We start from the raw sequence: 20,492 nt of genomic DNA, 5'->3' as shown, positions 1-20,492 counted from the left end.
GATGGACCTTCTCGATCGGGGTGAGAGCATCAACGCTACGCCTATTGATACTGATTCTCAAAATCGAGTCGTCCGAACGGCCGTCGCACGGACGCCGCCCACGTCTGGCTCAGTCGAGCAGGAGTGCGGGCTCCTCGATGATCGACGCGACGTCCGCCAGGAAGCGGCTCGCGACATCGCCGTCGACCACTCGGTGGTCGAAGGAGGCACCGAGCGTCGTGACGAAGCGGCTGCGCACCTCACCGTCGACGACCCACGGCTTCTGCTTGATCGTGCCGAGGGCGACGATGCCGACCTCGCCCGGGTTCAGGATCGGCGTACCGGTGTCCATACCGAAGACACCGATGTTCGTGACCGTGATCGTGCCGTTCTGCTGGTCGGCCGGTGGCGTCTTGCCGTCGCGAGCGGTGAGGGTGAGGCTCTCCAACGCCCGCGCCAGCTCGAGCAGACTCATCGCCTGCGCCTCCTTGACGTTCGGCACGATGAGTCCACGCGGCGTGGCTGCGGCGACGCCGAGGTTCACGTAGTGGCGGACGATGATCTCCTGATCGGTCCACTCGCTGTTGACGGTCGGGTTCCTGCGCACCGCCCAGATCATCGCCTTCGCCATGATGAGGAGCGGCGAGACCTTGACGCCCGCGAAGTCGGTCGACGACTTGAGGCGCTTCACGAACTCCATCGTGCGGGTGGCGTCCACGTCGACGAAGAGGGACACGTGCGGCGCGGTGAAGGCACTCCGGGTCATCGCTGTCGCGATCGCCTTGCGGACACCCTTGACCGGGATGCGCTCCTCGCGCTCGTCGGCCCACTCCGGCGTCTCGATGTTCCGGAAGACGCTCGCCTGGCTGGCCGTGCGGACCACGTCGTCGCGGGTGATCTCGCCCGCGAGACCCGTGCCCTCGATCGTGGACAGGTCCACCTCGAGATCCTTCGCGAGCTTCCGGATCGGGGGCTTCGCGATGACCGGCAGAGCCGAGGCGGCCGGGATGCTCGACGGCGGCTGACGACGAGCAGCAGGAGCCGCGGGCGCCACGGCACCAGAAGCCTCGACGACCGGGGTCGCCCCACGGCCACGACGACGGCTCGAGGTGTGGCCCGCGCTGCCGTAGCCGACGAGGACCGCACCCGCGCGCGGCTCCTCTGAGGAGACGCTCGCGGCCGTGTCGGCGGCGAGGGCGTTGGCCTCGGACTCGACGACGGCAGAGGCGGCGGCAGCGGCCGACTCGGTCGCCGTGGTCGCCCCCGCAGTGCTGACGCTGATGATCGGCGTGCCGACATCGACCGTCTGGCCCTCCTGCACGAGCAGTGCGCCGACCGTCCCGGCGAACGGAGACGGCAGCTCGACGAGCGACTTCGCGGTCTCGATCTCGACCAGCACCTGGTTGACCGCCACGGCGTCACCGGGCGCGACCTTCCACTGCACGATCTCGGCCTCGGTCAGGCCCTCGCCGACGTCCGGCAGTTCGAACTGGAGATCACTCATCGTGGTTCCTCGTCTTCCTCAGGGATTCAGTACGCCAGCGCGCGGTCGACCGCCTCCAGGATGCGGTCGGCATCCGGGAGGTAGGTGCCCTCGAGCTTCGCCGGCGGGAACGGGGTGTCGAAGCCGGAGACGCGCAGGACAGGCGCCTCGAGCGAGTAGAACGCGCGCTCGGTCACGGTCGCCGCGATCTCCGAGCCCACGCTCGTGAAGCCGGGGGCCTCCTGCACGTAGACGAGACGGCCGGTGCGACGGACGGACTCGACGAGTGGGTCGTAGTCGACCGGCGAGAGCGAACGCATGTCGACGACCTCGATGCTCGTCCCCTCGGCTGCGGCGAGCTCAGCGGCCTGCAGCATCACGCTGACGATCGCGCCGTGGCCCGCGAGCGTGACCTCGGTTCCCGTGCGGACCACACGACTGCCGTGCAGGGGGGCTGCGGACGCATCGAGGTCCACCTCGCCCTTCGGCCAGTAGCGGCTCTTCGGCTCGAGGAACACGACGGGGTCGTTCGAGGCGATCGCCTCCTGGATCATCCAGTAGGCGTCGTTCGGCGTCGACGGGCTGACCACGCGGAGCCCGGCCGTGTGGGCGAAGTACGCCTCCGGGCTCTCCTGGTGGTGCTCGACCGCGCCGATGTGTCCGCCGTACGGGATACGGATCACGACCGGCATCTGCAGCTTGCCCTCGTGGCGGTTCGTCAGCTTCGCGAGCTGCGTGGTGATCTGGTTGAAGGCCGGGAAGACGAATCCGTCGAACTGGATCTCGCACACCGGGCGGTACCCGCGCATGGCGAGACCGATCGCGGTGCCGACGATGCCGGACTCCGCGAGCGGGGTGTCCAGCACGCGGTCGCCGCCGAACTCGGCGTGCAGTCCCTCGGTGACGCGGAACACGCCACCCAGCGGTCCGATGTCCTCGCCCATGAGCAGGACCTTGTCGTTCTCCGCCATCGCCTTGCGCAGGCCGGCGTTCAACGCCTTGGCCATCGGCATCGTGGTCACAGTCATTCGGCGCCTCCTTCGAACGAGGCCTCGTAGCGTTCGAGCCACGCCTGCTGCTCGACCATGAGGGGGTGCGGTTCGGAGTAGACACCCTCGAAGATGAGCTCGCGGCCGGGAGCCTCGAGCGCAAGGGTGCGGACGCGGGTGTCCTCGGCGAGCGCCGCGGCCTCCTCGTCCACCTCCGTGAAGAACGCCTCGGAGGCGCCAAGGCCCTGGAGGTAGGTCTTGAAGCGCACGATGGGGTCGCGGGCGATCCAGGACTGCAGTTCGTCGTCGGTGCGGTACTTCGTCGGGTCGTCGCTCGTCGTGTGGGCGCCGACCCGGTAGGTCATCGCCTCGATGAGGCTCGGGCCGCGACCGGCGCGGGCGTCGTCGAGGTGCTTCGCGGCAGTCGCATAGCTCGCAAGCACGTCGTTCCCGTCGATCCTGACGCTGTCGAGACCGAAACCGGCCGCACGCTGGTACAGGGGTTCTCGCGCTTGACGCGAGACGGGGACGGAGATCGCCCACTGGTTGTTCTGCAGGAAGAACACCTGCGGCGTCTGATAGCTCGCCGCGTAGATGTACGCCTCGTTCGCGTCGCCCTCGGAGCTCGAGCCGTCGCCGAAGTAGACGAGCACGGCGGAGTCGACCGCGGGGTCGCCTGTGCCGACGACCTTGTCGAACGTCATGCCCATCGCATAGCCGGTCGCGTGCAGCGTCTGCGCAGCGAGGACGAGCGTGTAGAGGTGGACGTTGCCGTTGGACGGGTCTGCCGGGTCCCAGCCGCCGTGCGTGTTGCCGCGCATGAGTCGGACGATGTCGATGGGGTCGACACCGCGGATCATCGCGACGACGTGCTCGCGGTAGGACGGGAAGATGTGGTCCTGGGCGCGCGCGGCTCGTGCGGAACCGACCTGCGCGGCCTCCTGGCCGTGGCTCGGTGGCCAGAGTGCCATCTGGCCCTGACGCTGCAGGTTCGTCGCCTCGACGTCGAACGCTCGGACGTTCGCCATGTCGCGGTAGAACTGCTGCAGGTCCGTCTCGGTGAGTCGGTCGAGGAACGGCTGGTACTGCTCGGCCTCCTCGTTGGGGGCGAAGGTGCCGTCGGCGTCCACGAATCGGACGGTGGGCACGGTGGGATCGTCTCCGGAACGGCTCATGTTCAGCGGACCGCCTCTCGTGCCGGGTGTGCTGCCGGCAGGCTGGTGATGATCTCCGCTGCTGCCGCGAGGAGCGGCTCGACCGACTCCGGCTCGCCGATGCTGACGCGCACACCGTCACCGGCGAAGACGCGCCCGACGATGCCGTGGGCGACGAAGACCTCGTTCGCCGCCTCGGTGTGCTCCCCCAGGCCGAACCAGAGGAAGTTGCCCTGCGCCTCGGGGATGAACCAGCCCTGCTCGCGGAGCGCGGTCGCGAGCGCGTCTCGGCGCTCGGTGATGACACCGACCCGGACGCGGACCTCGTCGGCGTGCGCGAGTCCGGCGAGCGCCGCCTGCTGGGCGGGCGCGGTGCTGGAGAGCGGGATTGCGGCGTTGCGGGCGGCGTCGAGGACGCGCTCGTCGCCGATTGCCCATCCGACCCGGAGGCCGGCGAGCCCGTAGGCCTTCGAGAAGGTGCGCAGCACGACGAGGTTCGGGTGGGCGTCGAGCAGGGGGATGCCGTCGATCGCGGCGGCGTCGGTGACGAACTCGCGGTACGCCTCGTCGAGCAGCACGAGGACGTCGGAGGGGACCCGCTGGAGGAAGGCCTCGAAGGCCTCGCGCTCCACGATGGTGCCGGTGGGGTTGTTCGGTGTGCAGACGATGACGACGCGCGTGCGGTCGGTGATGGCCTCGGCGATCGCGTCGAGGTCGTGCGACCCGTCGGCGAGGTTCGGGACCGGGCGGGCGACGGCGCCTGCGACGGTGACCAGGACGGGGTAGGCCTCGAAGGAACGCCAGGCGAAGACGACCTCGTCGCCCGGGCCCGCGGCCGCGGTGATGAACTGGCTGAGGAGCGCGACGGACCCGGCACCCACGTGGATGCGCTCGGGCGTCACACCGTTGCGCTCAGCGAGTGTGTTGCGGAGGGCGAGGGCTGCGCCGTCCGGGTACCGGTGCGCCTCCGCCGCGGTGGACGTGATGGCGTCGAGGACCGCTTCGAGCGGCGGGAAGGGCACTTCGTTGCTCGAGAGCTTGAAGGCGTCCGCTGCGGCGGCCTTGCCCTGCTTGTACCGAGGCAGGCCGGCGATCTCGGGTCGGACGCGGACCGGGATCCGATCGGACTGAGCGGCCGGCTGGGCTGTGGTTGGCTGGTTCTCACTCACCCCACGAGTCTAGGGCGCGAAGGATACCTGCGGCGGAATGCGTTGCGCGTGCTCGGCACGGCCCCTTGGCCGCACTGGACACGAGTGGGAGGATGGCCGCATGGGACGCTTCCTGCTTCGACTGATCGCCAACGGTTTCGCCATCTGGGTCACCACCCTGCTGGTGGCAGGGGTGCACATGACCCCGTACGCTCCGGGCGGCACGCTCGAGATCATCCTCAGCTACGCCCTCGTCGCATTGATCTTCGCGATCGTGAACACGATCATCGGTTCGGTCATCAAGGTGCTTGCGTTCCCCCTCTACATCCTGACGCTCGGGCTCATCGGTCTGATCATCAACGGACTGCTCCTGCTCATCACCGCGGGAATCAGCAGCTGGTTCGGCTTCGGTCTGAGCGTCGACGGGTTCTGGTGGGGCGTGCTGGGCGCGATCGTCATCTCGATCGTGAACTGGCTCCTCGGCATCGTCATCCGCCCCAGCACCAAGGGCTGAGACCGAGGCCGACGGCGTCTTCACTGCGTCCGGTCCGCCCGATACAGGGTCGACCCGCTGCTGCCGACCAGGCCGGTGAGCGGTTGGATCGCCTCCCGCACGCGAGGGTCGTCTGAGGCGTCGGCGAGCGCAGCGGTCTCGCGGTATAGCTCGAAGTCGTGCGCCGGCAACGGGTGGTCGCCGTCCGGAGGCGTCCGGCCGTCGAACACGGACCGGCTCACCACGGTGCCCCCGTCGAGCGGGTCCTGGTGTCGCCCCGAGAGAGCCGGGATGAGGTCCTCCGTGTGCTCGAAGTGCGTGCGCGCCACACCGTCGGGCAGGTCGATCGTCTCGACCGGCGAGCCGAAGGTGACGAGCGAGGAGTCGTAGTCGCCGCTCGCCGCGATGGCTCCGGCGACGATGCCGCCCTGTGAGTAGCCGACGTGCAGCACCGACGCCCCCTTCGGGATCCCGGCGAGCGCCATCGCGTCGAGAGTGGCCCGGGTGCTCTCGGCTGCGAGCCCTGGGACGGCAGCCGCCGCAACCGCGTACAGGTTGCTGCGGTTGTCCCAGGGCTCGGTCCCATCGGTCGGGAAGCCGGTGTCGATCGTCCCGCCCGACCACACGATCCACTGCTCGGCACCCGCCGCATCGACGTGCCGCTCGATCCGCACCTGTGCGCTCCCCTCGCCGCCGCGCGGCATCCGCGCCGCGAGCTCCTCGTGCGTCGTCGGCGGCAGCACCCGGTCGGGCTCCCCAGCCGGCCGAGGTGCCTCCGCGACGCGCACGCCCGTCGGTGTGAACAGTCCGGCGGCATCCGCGCCCCGCGCGACGAGCAGGGTGGAGACCGCGACGCCCGGAACGCCGTCCGCTGTCCGTCGGAGGAGGTCGAGGCCGACGATCGGGCCACCGAACCCCGCCAGTGCCTCATCGGTTGAGGAGACCACTCGGCGCACGGTCTGGACGAACGCCGGGTCGGCTGCGAGCTCGCGCAGCCTCCGACTCCCCTGATCGTCGAGCCACTGGCCTGCGTCGGCCGACGCGAAGCCGACGGCGCCACGCACGACGGTGCCGAGGAGCGCGACAGCCGCAAGACTGACGACCCCGGTCATCCACAGTGCCGGTGTGCTTCCGACGGCCCATCCCACGGCCCCATCGGTGCGCTCGAAGAACGCGGCGACCGCGCGCTCGAGGTTGCCGTACGCCTCAGCCGTCATCAGGAGCTGGCCGCCGAGTCGGCCCGCGCCCTCGGCCGCCGACCGAAGGTCGCGCGCGGCTCTCACCGCGGCCGCCCGCCCCGCCTCACCGTCCGCGACCGGCACGACCGTCGGACCCATGGGAGCCTGACCGACGTCGAGGACGGCCACCGCCTCGACCCTGGACGCCCACTCCTCGCACGAAGCCGCCAGCAGCACGAGCCCGTCGGCCAGGGCGAGATGGCCGTCGGTCGCCACCGCGACGACGCCTCCGCCGCGGAGCGTGAGGTCGTCGCTCATCCTGCACGCCCAGCCGACACGGCGCTGACGGCCCAACGGACCTGCCCGAGCGACTCCTCGAGGGCCGCAGCCGCGGTGCGCAACTGAGCGTCGAGTTCGTCGGCCGCCCAGGAGAACTGCATCGACGCCGGACCGACCCACTCCAGGTCGGACCGCGACCGCTGGAACCCGGCGATGCCGGCATCCACGGCGTCGAGCGCTTCCTCGACACATCGCGCTCGCGTCTCGAGCGTTGCGATGATGTCCTCCGCTGTTCCTCGGACCGTGCCAAACGGCGATCCGTCCCAGTCGATCACACGGGCTCCTTCCCGGTGCCCGCCCGCCGCCGACACCACCGCCGACTCTGCCCGAGTGCCGCAGCCCACCGGACGCGATCCGGCCCGGATGTGGAGCGGCGGCACAGGTGGGCACGCTGTGGAGGAGGCTGAACATCACCTGTTCGACGCCCCGCGCGCAGTCGGCCAGAATAGAGGCATGAACACCCTCGGGGAGGCCGACCCCGGCACCACCCCGTTCCGCGTCTGCTTCGTCTGCGCGGGCAACATCTGTCGATCCCCGATGGCCGCGAGCGTCTTCACCGACCTCGTTGCGGCGGCCGGCCTCGACCAGTTCGTCGAGGTCTCCTCAGCGGGTACCGGCGACTGGCACGTCGGTGAACGCGCCGACCACCGCACCATCGCCGCCCTGCAGAACCAGGGGCACGACGCCACCGCGCACCGCGCCAAACAGTTCGACCCCGACCGCTTCGCGAGCTACGACCTGGTCGTGGCCCTCGACCGCAGCCACGAACGGATCCTCCGTTCCTGGGCGAACGACGACACGGACCGCTCGAAGGTCCACCTGCTGCTGAGCTTCGACAGCAGTCAGGCCGGCATCCGAGACGTCCCCGACCCGTACTACTCGGACGCACAGATGTTCGACTCCGTCCTCGGCATGATCGACCACGCCTGCCGCGCCCTCTTCCACCAGCTCGAACCAGCACTGACCCAGGGAGCCACCCCATGACCGAATTCCCCGCCCAGCCACTCAGCCCCCTCGACGGCCGCTACCGCCCCGCCGTCACCGCCCTCGGCGAGTACCTCTCCGAAGCCGGCCTCAACCGCGCCCGGGTGCAGGTCGAGGTCGAATGGCTCATCTACCTCACCGACCACTCCATGTTCGGCTCATCCCCCCTCACCCCGTCGGAGACGGAGCGCTTGCGCGCCCTCTACCTCGACTTCGGCCAGGCCGACATCGACTGGCTCGCCGAGAAGGAGGCCGTCACGCGTCACGACGTGAAGGCCGTCGAGTACCTCGTGCGCCACCGCCTGTCGGAACTCGGTCTCGACCGCATCGCCGAACTCACACACATCGCGTGCACGAGCGAGGACATCAACAACCTCTCCTACGCCCTCACCGTCTCCTCCGCCGTGCAGTCCATCTGGCTGCCCAAGCTGCGCCTCGTGCTCGACGCCCTGCGCACCAAGGCCGTCGACTTCCGTGCCGTCCCCATGCTCGCGCGCACGCACGGCCAGCCGGCGACCCCCACGACGATGGGCCGCGAACTCGCGGTCACCGTGTACCGTCTCGAGCGCATCGCCCGCCAGATCGAGTCGAACGAGTACCTCGGCAAGTTCTCCGGCGCGACCGGCACCTTCGCCGCCCACCTGGTGGCGGACCCTGAGGCGGACTGGCCGAAGATCTCGCGCGAGTTCGTCGAGGGACTCGGTCTCGACTGGAACCCGCTCACCACGCAGATCGAGTCGCACGACTGGCAGGCAGAGCTCTACGGCAAGATCTCCCACGCCAACCGCGTGCTGCACAACCTCGCCACCGACATCTGGACCTACATCTCCATCGGGTACTTCCGCCAGATCCCGGTCGCCGGCGCCACCGGTTCGTCGACGATGCCGCACAAGGTGAACCCGATCCGCTTCGAGAACGCCGAGGCGAATCTCGAACTCTCGAGCGCGATCCTCGACTCCCTCGCCGCGACGCTCGTCACCTCACGCTTGCAGCGCGACCTCACCGACTCCAGCGCCCAGCGCAACATCGGCGTCGGCTTCGGTCACTCGCTCCTCGCCCTCGACAACATCCTCGGCGGCCTCGGGCAGATCGACCTCGCGACCGAGGTGCTCGCCGACGACCTCGACCACAACTGGGAGGTGCTCGGCGAGGCCATCCAGACCGTCATCCGCGCCGAGGTCACCGCTGGTCGCTCCACGATCGAGGACCCGTACGCGCTCCTCAAGGAGCTGACGCGCGGGAAGCGCATCGGCCAGGCCGACCTCGTCGAGTTCGTCAGCCGCCTCGACATCGGCGACGCCGCGAAGCAGCGCCTGCTCGAGCTCACGCCGGCCACCTACATCGGGCTCTCGGACGACCTCGTCGACTACCTGCCGTAGCGCCCTCCGGCAGGCTCAGGGGACGGGACGGCCTGCAGGCTGATCCGTTCCCTGAGTCTGCCGCGCGGCCGTCGCCCGGTCGAACCGGTCGCCGAGCCGAACCCGGTCGCCGAGCCTGTCGCGGTGCGCCCTTCGACAAACTCAGGGACCGAGGAGAGCGCACAGAGACCGAGGAGAGCGCACAGAGACCGAGGAGAACGCTCAGAGACCGAGGAATGCGCTCAGAGAACGGGCCAACGCTCGGTCCACGCGTGGGACGTCAGTGACCGGAGGAGCGCGGCGGACGCGGGTCCTCGCCGTCCTGCTCGTCGAGGTCCAGCTTCTCCTGGAAGTCGGGCTTCACGGCGAGCGCCAGCATCGCGAGCACGACGAGCGAGGCGATGAACGCGATGCCGAAGCCGATGAGGCCGAGGACGATCTCGCGTGTGGACATGAGCACGACGAGGCCCGTGAACACACCCATGACTCCCGACAGCACCAGGAGCTCGATGGGACGCAACAGGTCGTCGCGGTTGGGCTTGCTCATGATGCGGCTCCGACCGTGCCGTCGATGTCGTCGCCGGCTGCGGCGACGGGGCGCTTGACGGCCCAGCGAAGCGAGAGTCCGCCGATGACCAGGTAGACGCCGATGATGGCGGCATAGGCACCCACGAGGCCGACGACGACGATGTCCGCACGGAGGACACCTTCGACACCACCAGGGGCGGCGAAGCGCTGCTCGAGGCCCGGGGGCACGAGGAGCGTCGCGAGAGCGAGGAGCACGGTGAACGCGCCGACCGCGGTCCAGTCCTTCGCGGCAGCGATTCGGCCACGCCAGCGGATGCCGCTGTAGAGCTCGAGGAATCCGGTGAGCGCAGCCCACAGGGTGACGACGTAGAGGAAGATGCTCAATCCCCCACCGCTCACCATGAGCGCGAAGACACCGGTCACGACACCGATGACGCCCTGGCCGAGGAAGAACGCCCGCGTGACGGTGTCGGAGAAGTTCGGGAACGCGAAACCTGCGACGACCACGCCGGACAGCAGCGTGAAGACGCCGAAGACGACGAGACCGAACTGGGAGGAGTGCCCCTGACTGAAGGTGATGACGACGGCCGTGGCGAGCGCGATCACCGCGCGCAGGATCGGCACCAACCAGTACCGATCGTGCTTGGCGCCGTCGAACGGGATGCTGGGCACGGGGAACGTCTCATCTCTTGCAGGAAGTCTCCACCAGCTTACGCGGTCCTGAGCGGGGTTCGAACCGGGGCGGTCGGCTCAGCCGATCGCTGCGGCGACGGCGCGCGCGAGTCGCTTCCCGATGAGATGGTCGCTGCCGAAGACCCGATGCACGTTGACGCCGCTCATCCGCGAGACGATCTTCAGGACGCCGTCGGAGTGGAACTCGTCGAGTGAGCCGTAGATGACCTCCACCGGCACCCGGATGGACGCGATGTCGCTGACGGTCGTCTGCGATTCGATCGCATGCTCGAGCGACTTCACGAACGGCACCCAGGTGCGCTCGTTGATGTCCATGGCCTTCGGGATGGGCAGCATCCGCTCCACCACCTGCGCGTGTCGGAGGGTGAACTTCTTGTTCTTTCTGAAGTACTCATAGGCCTTCAGGTAGAAGCCCATGATGCGCTGGTCGATCGGGTTCGCCAGCTCCTGCGGGGACAGGTAGATCGGTGGGCTCACGAGCACGACCCGATCGATGTCACGTGGGCGGGTGGCTGCGAGCCGTGCCGAGATCAGCGATCCCATCGAGTGCCCGACGAGCGTGATCGGACCGTCCAGACGCAGCGCGTCGATCGTCCCTGCCACCGCAGCGGCATGCTCCCCGACCGTGTACTCGGCGTCCTCCGGGATGGGTGATCCTCCGAAGCCGAGGAGGTCGATCGCGATGCACCGATGTCGATCCTCGATGAGCGGCAGGACGTTCTGGAAGGTGACGGACGACGATGCGATCCCGTGGAGGAGGACGACCGTCGGCCCCGTCCCCCGGTCGACCGCGACGTGCAGTCTCGGCGGACGGGAGAGGAACGGGAGGAGCGGCATACCCCGATCATCCTCTCGCGCTGGCGACTCCGGAAGGGTGCCTGCCTGCAGACACCGCTCCTCGCGGATCGTCGCACGCCGGAGGCGAGCTCAGTGACGTGCGGATCAGCCGGTGAGTGCCGGCGAGCTGAGCGGAACGAGCACGTCCGGTGGGATGCAAGGGGTACGCGATACAACCGACATTCGGCGTACTAAGGCATAGTGGTGACGGGTTCGCACCCGCCGCGAAGGAGCTACAGCATGATCGACAAGACCGCGATACGGGACCTCCCGCCCATGACAGCCTCGCTGCTGGCGGACAATTCCGGGGTGTTCCGAGTCGGCACCGCAGAGCACCACTTCACCGCCGCAGACGACGGTGCCGCCCGTGGCCAGCTCGTCGAACTGATGCAGGCCGAGGCCCGTTCGGCGGGTCGACCCATCCGCGTGACCGTGACCGACCCGACGAGCATCACCGTCCTGCTGATCGACGTGAGCGGAGCGCTCGAGGAGGAGCGGCAGGAGGCGCTCCCTCAGGGCACGGCCCAGCCGAGCTCAGCGCCCGAGCCACCTGCGCCGCCTGCGCCGTCTGCGCCGTCCGAGGCCCCCACCGCTCAGCGCGTCTCGCCGATCCAGGCTCCTCCGATGGCACCCGTCACCGCCCCCTCGGCACGACAGCCGATCCCCGCGCCCGCCCCGGTGGCGGCGTCGACACCGCCCGTCCTCCCCGTGGCGCCCCTTCCAGCTTCGCCCGCACCAGCACAACCGATCCAGGCACAGCAGCCCACGCCACCGCACACCGTCCCGACGCCCGCGGAACCCGCTTCGCCGCAGCCTGTTCGGGCGCAGCGGCCCGTGGTGCAGGCGCCGGAGTTCGACGACCAGCCCTTCCAGCCGGTCGTCCAGCAGCCGAGCGGCGTCCAGCAGCAGGTGCCTCCCCAGCCCCCGCAGCCAGGGCAACCGGCCCCACCGACGGCTCGCCGCGACCTGCGTGACGCGCCGTCGTTCCTCGCTCCACCGACCGTCGGTCCGGCTCAGCAGGGAGTCGCCGGACTCCTGAACAAGCTCGGATTCTCCGTCGCACCGTCGGCCGCCGAGCGCCGGGAGCGCGACGACGTGCACGCGGTCTCGCGACACTTCCCCCGCCGCCGCACCATCTCCGTCGCGAACCAGAAGGGCGGCGCGAACAAGACGCCGACCGTCGTCAACCTGTCGTCGGTGTTCGCACGGTACGGCGGCGGCGGTGTGGCCGCCTGGGACAACAACGAGACGATGGGCACCCTCGGCTGGCGCACGGAGCAGGGCGGACACGACTCGACCGTCCTCGACCTCCTCGCGGCGGCCGCAGACCTCCTGTCCCCGGGAGCCGAGCGCGCCGACCTGTCGCGGTTCGTGCACCACCAGCCGGGCGACAAGTACGAGGTCCTCCGTTCGGCCGCAGACGGCGAGCACGTCGTGACCGCGGACGAGGTCGACCTCGTGCACCGTGTGCTCGCGAAGTACTACCGGTTGATCGTCATGGACTCCGGCAACTCCGCCGGCGCCCCGAACTGGCGGCGCATGGTGGAACTCAGCGATCAGCTCGTCGTCCCGACCACGACGGTCGAGGACAAGAAGGAGGGAGCCCGGCTCACCCTCACCGCGATCAGCCGGGTGAGCGAACGCGGCGCTGAACTCGCACGCAACGCGGTCGTGATCGTCTCCGAAGCGGAGGCGAAGGACACCGCGATCGCGAACGCCTACGCCGAGGACTTCCGCCCCTACGTGCGCGACGTCGTCGTGGTCCCGTTCGACCCAGCACTGAAGAACGGGGTCATCCGCCACGACGCGCTGCGCTCAGGAACGCAGCGAGCCTGGCTCGCAGCCGCGGCCGCGGTGTCGCGAGGGCTGTGAGCCGTTGCCGGCGACGGTGCGGCGCGATTGCGCCGGGATCCCGCCTCGGCCGACTACCCGATTCGCGGTTTGCCGGCAGCAGTGTCCGCCCCTGGAGCGATCTGCACAGCGGCGCGGGTGCGACGACGCTCGCTCACGATGAAGACGATGAGCAGGATCGCGCCCGTCAGGATCACGAGGTAGGTGCTGATCGACGGGATGATGATGAGCGGATTGCCCTGCTGCGGGTGCGCCCCGAAGAGGAACAGGGTCGGGTCGGTGGACGCATGGAGCAGGATGGGCCAGATCAGGCGGCCCGTGAGGCGCAGTGCGAGGTACATGATGACGCCGAAGAAGAAGGTGTAGACCACCTGCGTGGCCGTCGTCGTGAGCCCCTGATCACTGGTGAAGAAGTTCCCCGCGTGCAGCGCGCCGAACACGGCGGACGACACCAGGGCCACAGCGATCTCGCCGTGGCCGGCCTTGCGCATCAGGTTCACCACGAAGCCGCGCGTGAGCAGTTCCTCCGCGAGCCCGACGAAGAGCCCGGTGAGGAGCCAGGAGAAGATCAGCGCGGCACCGGCAGCTCCGGCGTCCACGGAGAGCAATGCCGACACGTTGATGACGAGCACCACGGCGACACCGACCCACATCCAGCCCCGACCGCGCACCGGCTGCGGCCCGAACAGCTCGCGCACCCACCCGAGCGATGCCGCGAAGGCCAGCAGCACGATCGCGCCGAGGAGGATCGGTAGTCCCGTGCCGATGAACACGTCGAGAGCGCCGTCCTTCACACCACGCGCGACGCCGCCCGCGGGGAAGACCGCTTTCACGGCGAGCGACAGCAGCTGGTAGACGCCGTAGTAGACGGCCGCGAGCAGCACCGCACGCCACCAGTCGCCGCGCTCCCAGAAGCGCCGCCATGCGGACGCGGACGCGTCCGCCTGCACGTGCTGTACGTGATGTGCCTCGGACATGTCGTGCGCCTCCCGGAGTCGGATCGATGTCACGGCCAACGCTAGCGGTCGAGTGCGCCGCCGTGCAGCGTCGTCAACGGCGCGGCAGGAAGGCGGTCCGACGGCCGACGATCGTGAGGGTGAATGCGACAGCACCGAGCGCGATCATGACGATCGGGAGGACGAGGCCGTCCGCGGACTGCAGCAGCACGGCTCCCAGGATCCCGGCTGCGAAGATCGCGAGGTTGAACGCGACGGGGAGGAAGGAGTTCGCGACGTCGGAATGCTCGCGCCCCGCCAGCGTGAGTGCCGACTGGAGCTGCGCGGACGCACCACCGAACGTGAGTCCCCACACCGCGGCCGCCGCGATGACCGCCGGGGCGGAGGAGTGCGCCAGCAGGAGAACCGTACCGGCGATGACGAACAGCGCGACGCTCCCGTGGAGGAGCCCACGCGGTACCCGGTCGATGAGGACGGCGGTGATGCCGATGCCTCCGATCGAGGCGAGGCCGTACACGAGGAGGAGCAGGTCTGGCCCGATGCCCGTGCCGGTGGCGCGGAGATACGGCGCGATGTAGGTGTAGATGGTGTTGTGTGCGAGCATCCAGACGAGGATGACGGCGAGCACGATCGCGACCCCCGGCAGGAGGAAGACCCTGCGCAGCGGGAGTCGGGCACTCGCCGCCTGCCCAGGGGCGTCGGACACGACGAATGCGATGAGGGCGAAGACGATGATCGCGAGCAGGGTGAGCCCGATGAAGGCCCACCTCCAGTCGAACGCCGTACCGAGCGTCGCTCCGAGCGGGGTCCCGAGAGCGAAGCCCGCCGGTGCACCGATCGAGACGATCGACAGCGCGAGTCCTCCTCTGGCCGGCGGGCTGATGCGGCGTCCGTACGCAGCGAGCATGCCCCAGACGACACCGGTGAAGGCACCCGCGAAGAACCTCGAGACGAGCGCGGTGACGACATCGCCGGACATGGCCGTGACCGAGTTCGCGACGATGAGGCCGAGGATGGCCGTGAGGATCAGCGGCTTCCGCCGGAAACCGCGGGTGAGTGCGAGCGCCGGAATCGTGACGACGACGGTGCCGAGCGCCCAGACGCTGATGAACTGCCCGACCACCCCCTCGCTCGTCTGGAGGTCCGCAGCGATGACGGGGAGCAGCCCCGCCGGCATCGTCTCCGCTGCGACGAGGATGAACCCCATCGCGGCGAGGATGGCGAGCGACAGCCACGGCATGCGGGTCGGTGCCGTGGAACGCGTGTCGGTGGGCCGGAGCGGCGAGACCGTCGGCGCGGGAACGGCCTGGTTCACAGTGTCAGCAGCACTTTGATCGCCCGACGCTCGTCCATCGCCCGGTACCCCCCCGCGGCGTCCTCGATGGGCAGGGTGAGGTCGAAGACGCGACCCGGGTCGATCCTCCGCTCCCAGATCATCTGGATGAGTTCCGGCAGGAACCGTCGCACCGGTGCCGGTCCGCCGTGCAGGTGCACCTCGGCGAAGAACAGTTCGTCGAGGGGCAGCGAGACGCCCTCGTGCGCGACGCCGACGAAGCCGACGTGACCGCCGCCGCGGGTGGACCGGATCGCCTGCAGCATGGACTCCTCGGTGCCGACGGCCTCGATCACACTGTGCGCACCGAGCCCTCCCGTGAGTTCCATGATGCGAGCGACGCCCTCTGCCCCGCGTTCCTCGACGATGTCCGTCGCGCCGAATTCCCGGGCGAGCGCTTGGCGGTCGGCGTGCCGTGACATCGCGATGATCCGCTCCGCCCCGAGCTCTCGTGCTGCGAGGACCCCCATCAGTCCGACCGCGCCGTCGCCGACGACCACGACGGTCTTCCCCGGGCCGACTTCGGCGGCGACGGCGGCGAACCACCCGGTGCCGAGCACGTCCGAAGCGGCGAGCAGCGACGGGATGAGGTCGGCGTCGGGCTGCCCGGGGGTCGCGACGAGCGTGCCGTCGGCGTGCGGGATCCGCGCGAGCTCGGCCTGCGTCCCGGCGGCGACCGACACGAACTCGGCGTGCACGCATTTCGACTGGTAACCGGCCCGGCAGATCTCGCAGGAGTTGTCGGAGGTCACGAAGGAGCCGACGACGAAGTCGCCGACGGACAGGGTGCGCACGGCGTCGCCGATCTGCTCGACCACACCGACGTACTCGTGTCCCATGTTCGTGTGGTCGACGTGTTCGACACCGCGGTACGGCCACAGGTCCGACCCGCAGATGCAGGTGGCGGTGAGCCGGATGACGGCATCGGTCGGATCGATGATCGTGGGGTCCTCGCGGTGCTCCACCCGGACGTCCCCGGGTGAGTGCATGACGACAGCGCGCATGGCTGACTCCTTCTCTCGGATTGGCAGAGGCCCAGTCAACGTCGTCCGCAGTACCCGCGGGAGTCTCTGTCGAGAGGTGTACCGGGAGAGCACCCCAGGGTCGCCCGAACGGTCGTATCGTCGATCGCATGGACGACCGATCCGAGGTACGCGAGTTCCTCATGACCCGCCGGGCGCGACTCACCCCGGAACAGGCAGGGCTCCCCGCCGGAGCGAACCGTCGTGTGGCGGGGCTCCGCCGTTCCGAGGTCGCGATGCTCGCCGACATGAGCGTCGAGTACTACGCGAAACTGGAGCGCGGTGGGATCGGCGGAGCGTCGTCGACGGTGCTCGACGCGATCGCCCGCGCCCTCCAACTCGACGACGCCGAACGCACCCACCTCTTCGACCTCGCCCGGGCCGCCGACGGTGTCCCCCTCTCGGGTCGACCCCGCCGTCGTGCTGGCAGGAACCCTGCCACCCGGCCGAGCCTCAACTGGATGCTCGACGCCATCACCGGCGGCATCGCGTTCGTCCGCAACACCCATCAGGAGATCCTCGCGACCAACGAGCTCGGGCGCGCCTTCTACTCACCCGTGATCGGCGACGGCGGGCGCGTCCCGAACCTCGCCAGGTTCCAGTTCCTGGACCCCGCGTCACGCGACTTCTATCCCGATTGGGACCTGTTCGCCGAGATGTGCGTCGCGGTCATGCGCGCCGAGGCCGGACGGGACCCGCATGACAAGGCCCTGCACGACCTCGTCGGGGAACTCTCCACCCGCAGCGACACCTTCCGCACGCTCTGGGGCGCGCACAACGTGCGGATGCACGGCACCGGCACGAAACGGTTCGTGCACCCTGTCGTCGGCGAGCTCGTCCTGGCGTACGAGGAGCTGGCGATCACCGCCGAGCCCGGCCATGTCGTGCTCGTCTACACCGCTGAACCGGGGTCTGCGTCAGCGGATCGACTGCAACTCCTCGCGAACTGGGCGGCGTCCGAACGTGCGCCGGAGCGTGCCGGGCAGCAGGAGGCGAACTGATGGCGCGCATCCTCGTCACCGGAGCGGCTTCAGGGCTCGGACTGGGCGCCGCGACCGAGCTCCTCGACGACGGTCACGAGGTGCTCCTGCACGTCCGCGACGCCGAACGTTCCGATGGGCTGGCCGTCCGTCACCGACCGGGTGCCAGCGTGGTCACGGGGGACCTCGCCAGCATCGCGGGCGTCCATGCACTCGCTGCACAGGTGAGCGGCGCGGGCGACGTGGACGCCATCATCCACAATGCGGGCGTGATCGACGGCCCGGCGATCCTTCCGGTCAACGTCGTCGCACCGTACCTCCTGTCCGCGCTGGTCCCGGCACCACGGCTCGTCTTCGTCAGCAGCAGCATGCACCGCGGCGGCCATCCGACCATCGACGGCCTCGACTGGTCGGGATCGAGGGTCACCGCGAGCTACTCGGACAGCAAGCTCCTCGTCACCACCTTGGCGGCAGCGATCGCCCGGGTCCGCCCCGGCGTGTTCAGCAACGCGGTCGATCCTGGGTGGGTGCCGACACGCATGGGAGGACCGAGCGCTCCGGACGACCTGGAACTCGGCCACCGCACGCAGGTCGCGCTGGCGGAAGGGCGGGCTGCAGACACCTCGGGCTACTGGCATCATCAGCGCCGCGAGGCATCTCATCCCGCGGTCGACGACCGGGCGTTCCAGACGGCCCTCCTGCGTGCACTCAGCGAATGGACGAGCGTCGACCTTCTCGAAGGGCGACGGGGCTCGGCAGCGTCCGAACCTTCGCGACAGGACTGAACGCCGCAGCGGCCCCCGTGATCACCACCAGAACGGGAGCTGTGGGACGTACGGTGCCTCCAGGCGCTCGATCTCGTCCGCCGTCAGTCGCACGTCGAGGGCGGCCACGGCGTCGGCGAGGTGGTTCGGCTTGGTCGCACCGACGATGGGAGCGGCGACGACCGGGTTGTGGAGCACCCAGGCGAGCGCGACCTGCGCCATCGGCACTCCGCGCTCGCGCGCGATGTGCTCGACGACGTCGATGATCGGACCATCGGCGTCGACATCGAACGCCTTGGCGACCTGGTCGACCTGCGAGCGCTCCGTGTCTGCACCGCGCGGTCGAGCGAGACGCCCCTTGCCGTTCGGCGAGTACGGGGTGAGTCCCACACCGGTGTCCGCGCACAACGGGATCATCTCCCGCTCCTCCTCGCGTTTCAGGAGGTTGTACTGGTTCTCCATGGCCACGAACTGGGCCAGGCCGTTGACGGCCGCAGCCCGTTGCAGCTTCGCGAACTGCCAGGCGTACATGGACGACGCGCCGAGGTATCGGACCTTGCCCGCACGCACCACGTCGTCCAGGGCCTGCATCGTCTCTTCGACCGGTGTCTCGGGGTCGAACCGGTGCAGGTAGTACACGTCGATGTAGTCCGTCCCCAGTCGGCGCAGGGAAGCGTCGACCTGCTCGAGGATTGCTGCGCGAGAGAGCCCGGATCCGCCGGGTCCGTCGTGCATCCTCCCCGACACCTTGGTCGCCAGGACGATCTCCTCGCGGCGACTGAAGCGATCGATCGCGCGGCCGACGTACTCCTCACCGCTGCCCTGCTGGTACACGTTCGCGGTGTCCCAGAAGGTGATGCCGAGTTCGACCGCCTGGCGGAAGAACGGCGCAGAGGCCTCCTCGTCGAGCGTCCAGCTGTGCAAGCCGCGCGTCGGGTCACCGTAGGTCATGCAGCCGAGGGCGAGTCGGCTCACGCGGAGCCCCGACGATCCAAGACGGGTGTATTCCATGGTCTTACTCCTCCAGATTGAGCGGTTCTCGAACACTGAGGTGTTCGGGCGATGCGTGATGGTTCGTCGCGGCCCAGTTGGCCAGCAGCTGGATCCGCTCCTCCGATGGCGAGCCGGATTCGGCCGTGTAGATGAGGAACGACAGCCCTGGCTCGGCCGTGAGTTCGAGACCTTCGTAGGAGAGCGTCAACGCACCGACGATGTGGTGGTGGAAGTGCTTCGTTCCTGATCCATGGCGCCGCACGTCGTGTGCGCCCCAGCGCGTACGGAAATCCTCACTCCGGGTGGAGAGCTCGCCGATGAGGTCGTGCAGCTGCTTGTCTCGGGGATCACGACCGGCTTCGGTGCGCAGGATGGACACGCTGATGTCGCATGCGGCCCCCCAGTCTGGGTAGAACGATCTGGACCGCTCGTCCAGGAAGTTGTATCGGGCCAGGTTCCGACGCGCGGGGCCGTCGAGGACCTCGTCATAGAATGCGGCCCCGAGCGGGTTCACCGCCAGCAGGTCCATCCGACCGTTGCGGACGAAAGCAGGGCCCGCGGTGACGGCGTCCAACGCCCGCTGCAGGCCCGGCCGGGCGGCCCACTGCCTCGGCTTGTGCCTCGGGACTGGAGCTGCCTGCCCGTTCGCCGCACGGGCCAGATCGAACAGGTGCTCCCGTTCGGCGTCGTCGAGGTGCAGCGCCCGCGAGACAGCGTGCAGGACCGCCTCGGACACGCCCGCCAGTGCACCGCGCTCGATTCGCGCGTAGTACTCGATGCTCACATCCGCGAGCGCCGCCACCTCGCCGCGACGAAGTCCCGAAACACGTCGATTCATCCCAGGAGCGATCCCCGCCTGCTCGGGTGTCAGCTTCGCTCGACGGCTCGTCAGGAACTCACGTACCTCGCTCCGGTTTTCCATGACGACGAGCGTACGGGCTGTCGGATCGGCGCGGGATGCCCTGACAGGACACCCACCGGCCGTGCCTCCCCCGCTCGCCGTCGACGCGGTTGGGTGGAGTCATCCGGCATCTTCACCCACCCCGAGAGGAACCCATCATGAGCGAGGACGCAGCGACCCGCTGGACCGGCGGCAAGCGAACCTTCGGCGACTTCGCGCCGGCCCTGGCGCACTACACCGATGCGGTGCTGTTCGACGAGGTCTGGGAACGCCCGGACCTCGGACGGCGCGACCGCAGCCTCATCACCGTCGCCGCGCTCACGGCGATGGGCAAGACCGATCAGCTGACCTTCCACCTCGACCACGCGCTGCAGAACGGCGTCACCGAGGTCGAACTGAAAGAGGCGATCCTGCACCTCGCGTTCTACACCGGTTGGCCGAACGGGATGAGTGCGATGAGCGTCGCCAAGAACGTCTTCGCATCCGAAGCCTGAACCCCCGTCGGACGCAGCACCGTCGGGAGGGCGGT

The 20,492-nt window shown here is 69.2% G+C and carries 21 protein-coding genes; 7 read left to right on the top strand and 14 right to left on the bottom strand.

What is annotated here, in order from left to right:
- Positions 1 to 109: 109 nt before the first annotated feature.
- The 4 genes from KXS11_RS12955 to KXS11_RS12940 are packed head-to-tail and all read right to left on the bottom strand — an operon-like array spanning position 110 to position 4,774.
- Positions 110 to 1,483, bottom strand: coding sequence for a dihydrolipoamide acetyltransferase family protein (locus KXS11_RS12955; protein ID WP_437386006.1), 1,374 nt, complete (start codon positions 1,481 to 1,483; stop codon positions 110 to 112).
- Between the two features lie 26 nt (positions 1,484 to 1,509).
- Positions 1,510 to 2,490, bottom strand: a complete 981-nt coding sequence (locus tag KXS11_RS12950) for an alpha-ketoacid dehydrogenase subunit beta (protein WP_437386005.1) — start codon at positions 2,488 to 2,490, stop codon at positions 1,510 to 1,512.
- Positions 2,487 to 3,626, bottom strand: coding sequence for a thiamine pyrophosphate-dependent enzyme (locus KXS11_RS12945; protein ID WP_437386004.1), 1,140 nt, complete (start codon positions 3,624 to 3,626; stop codon positions 2,487 to 2,489). Before KXS11_RS12945 ends, KXS11_RS12950 begins: the two co-directional genes overlap by 4 nt.
- Positions 3,627 to 3,628: 2 nt before the next feature.
- Positions 3,629 to 4,774 carry a histidinol-phosphate transaminase gene (locus KXS11_RS12940; RefSeq protein ID WP_437386003.1) on the bottom strand — a complete coding sequence of 382 codons (1,146 nt, stop codon included), beginning with the start codon at positions 4,772 to 4,774 and terminating at the stop codon, positions 3,629 to 3,631.
- 100 nt (positions 4,775 to 4,874) lie between these two features.
- Between KXS11_RS12940 and KXS11_RS12935 the strand changes: the two genes are divergently transcribed.
- Positions 4,875 to 5,267: a phage holin family protein gene (locus tag KXS11_RS12935; RefSeq protein ID WP_437386002.1), complete on the top strand. Its 393-nt coding sequence runs from the start codon at positions 4,875 to 4,877 to the stop codon at positions 5,265 to 5,267.
- 20 nt (positions 5,268 to 5,287) lie between these two features.
- Here the strand turns inward: KXS11_RS12935 and KXS11_RS12930 are convergent, their stop codons facing one another.
- Both KXS11_RS12930 and KXS11_RS12925 read right to left on the bottom strand, forming a co-directional pair.
- Positions 5,288 to 6,742 (bottom strand): hypothetical protein, encoded by a 1,455-nt coding sequence (locus KXS11_RS12930; protein ID WP_437386001.1) that lies wholly within the window; start codon positions 6,740 to 6,742, stop codon positions 5,288 to 5,290.
- Positions 6,739 to 7,038: a hypothetical protein gene (locus tag KXS11_RS12925; protein WP_437386000.1), complete on the bottom strand. Its 300-nt coding sequence runs from the start codon at positions 7,036 to 7,038 to the stop codon at positions 6,739 to 6,741. Before KXS11_RS12925 ends, KXS11_RS12930 begins: the two co-directional genes overlap by 4 nt.
- A 178-nt stretch (positions 7,039 to 7,216) precedes the next feature.
- Between KXS11_RS12925 and KXS11_RS12920 the strand changes: the two genes are divergently transcribed.
- Positions 7,217 to 7,747, top strand: a complete 531-nt coding sequence (locus tag KXS11_RS12920; RefSeq protein ID WP_437385999.1) for a low molecular weight protein-tyrosine-phosphatase — start codon at positions 7,217 to 7,219, stop codon at positions 7,745 to 7,747.
- Positions 7,744 to 9,126 (top strand): adenylosuccinate lyase, encoded by a 1,383-nt coding sequence (purB, locus tag KXS11_RS12915; protein ID WP_437385998.1) that lies wholly within the window; start codon positions 7,744 to 7,746, stop codon positions 9,124 to 9,126. Before KXS11_RS12920 ends, purB begins: the two co-directional genes overlap by 4 nt.
- A 259-nt stretch (positions 9,127 to 9,385) precedes the next feature.
- On the opposite strand, the gene KXS11_RS12910 is transcribed toward purB, so the two are convergent.
- From KXS11_RS12910 to KXS11_RS12900, 3 genes are all read right to left on the bottom strand, one after another.
- The gene (locus tag KXS11_RS12910; protein WP_437385997.1) at positions 9,386 to 9,652 is read right to left on the bottom strand and encodes a hypothetical protein; all 267 of its coding nucleotides are present in this window, start codon (positions 9,650 to 9,652) and stop codon (positions 9,386 to 9,388) included.
- Positions 9,649 to 10,305 carry a hypothetical protein gene (locus KXS11_RS12905; RefSeq protein WP_437385996.1) on the bottom strand — a complete coding sequence of 219 codons (657 nt, stop codon included), beginning with the start codon at positions 10,303 to 10,305 and terminating at the stop codon, positions 9,649 to 9,651. The genes KXS11_RS12910 and KXS11_RS12905 overlap by 4 nt, the downstream gene beginning before the upstream one ends.
- A 78-nt stretch (positions 10,306 to 10,383) precedes the next feature.
- The gene (locus KXS11_RS12900) at positions 10,384 to 11,163 is read right to left on the bottom strand and encodes an alpha/beta fold hydrolase (protein ID WP_437385995.1); all 780 of its coding nucleotides are present in this window, start codon (positions 11,161 to 11,163) and stop codon (positions 10,384 to 10,386) included.
- Positions 11,164 to 11,403: 240 nt separating this feature from the next.
- On the opposite strand from KXS11_RS12900, the gene KXS11_RS12895 reads away from it, so the two are divergent.
- Complete coding sequence (locus KXS11_RS12895) at positions 11,404 to 13,035, top strand: chromosome partitioning protein ParA (RefSeq protein ID WP_437385994.1); 1,632 nt, start codon at positions 11,404 to 11,406, stop codon at positions 13,033 to 13,035.
- Between the two features lie 53 nt (positions 13,036 to 13,088).
- Here the strand turns inward: KXS11_RS12895 and KXS11_RS12890 are convergent, their stop codons facing one another.
- The 3 genes from KXS11_RS12890 to KXS11_RS12880 all read right to left on the bottom strand — a co-directional run bounded on the left by KXS11_RS12890 (position 13,089) and on the right by KXS11_RS12880 (position 16,307).
- Complete coding sequence (locus KXS11_RS12890) at positions 13,089 to 13,991, bottom strand: CPBP family intramembrane glutamic endopeptidase (protein WP_437385993.1); 903 nt, start codon at positions 13,989 to 13,991, stop codon at positions 13,089 to 13,091.
- 73 nt (positions 13,992 to 14,064) lie between these two features.
- Positions 14,065 to 15,285 carry an MFS transporter gene (locus KXS11_RS12885; RefSeq protein WP_437385992.1) on the bottom strand — a complete coding sequence of 407 codons (1,221 nt, stop codon included), beginning with the start codon at positions 15,283 to 15,285 and terminating at the stop codon, positions 14,065 to 14,067.
- The gene (locus tag KXS11_RS12880) at positions 15,282 to 16,307 is read right to left on the bottom strand and encodes a zinc-dependent alcohol dehydrogenase family protein (RefSeq protein ID WP_437385991.1); all 1,026 of its coding nucleotides are present in this window, start codon (positions 16,305 to 16,307) and stop codon (positions 15,282 to 15,284) included. Before KXS11_RS12880 ends, KXS11_RS12885 begins: the two co-directional genes overlap by 4 nt.
- A gap of 128 nt (positions 16,308 to 16,435) precedes the next feature.
- On the opposite strand from KXS11_RS12880, the gene KXS11_RS12875 reads away from it, so the two are divergent.
- Entirely contained in the window at positions 16,436 to 17,326 is an 891-nt protein-coding gene (locus KXS11_RS12875) for a helix-turn-helix transcriptional regulator (RefSeq protein ID WP_437385990.1), read from the top strand.
- Positions 17,326 to 18,090, top strand: a complete 765-nt coding sequence (locus KXS11_RS12870) for an SDR family NAD(P)-dependent oxidoreductase (protein ID WP_437385989.1) — start codon at positions 17,326 to 17,328, stop codon at positions 18,088 to 18,090. Before KXS11_RS12875 ends, KXS11_RS12870 begins: the two co-directional genes overlap by 1 nt.
- 21 nt (positions 18,091 to 18,111) lie before the next feature.
- On the opposite strand, the gene KXS11_RS12865 is transcribed toward KXS11_RS12870, so the two are convergent.
- Entirely contained in the window at positions 18,112 to 19,080 is a 969-nt protein-coding gene (locus KXS11_RS12865) for an aldo/keto reductase (protein WP_437385988.1), read from the bottom strand.
- 4 nt (positions 19,081 to 19,084) lie between these two features.
- Complete coding sequence (locus KXS11_RS12860; RefSeq protein WP_437385987.1) at positions 19,085 to 19,984, bottom strand: helix-turn-helix transcriptional regulator; 900 nt, start codon at positions 19,982 to 19,984, stop codon at positions 19,085 to 19,087.
- A gap of 137 nt (positions 19,985 to 20,121) precedes the next feature.
- On the opposite strand from KXS11_RS12860, the gene KXS11_RS12855 reads away from it, so the two are divergent.
- Positions 20,122 to 20,457: a carboxymuconolactone decarboxylase family protein gene (locus KXS11_RS12855; protein ID WP_437385986.1), complete on the top strand. Its 336-nt coding sequence runs from the start codon at positions 20,122 to 20,124 to the stop codon at positions 20,455 to 20,457.
- The last annotated feature ends 35 nt before the right edge of the window (positions 20,458 to 20,492 follow it).

The organism is Plantibacter flavus (assembly GCF_051487245.1).
In the GTDB taxonomy this organism is placed as follows: Bacteria; Actinomycetota; Actinomycetes; order Actinomycetales; family Microbacteriaceae; genus Plantibacter; species Plantibacter flavus_B.
Note: the sequence above shows the minus strand (reverse complement) of the source record. Positions and strands in the feature narration are given on the sequence as shown.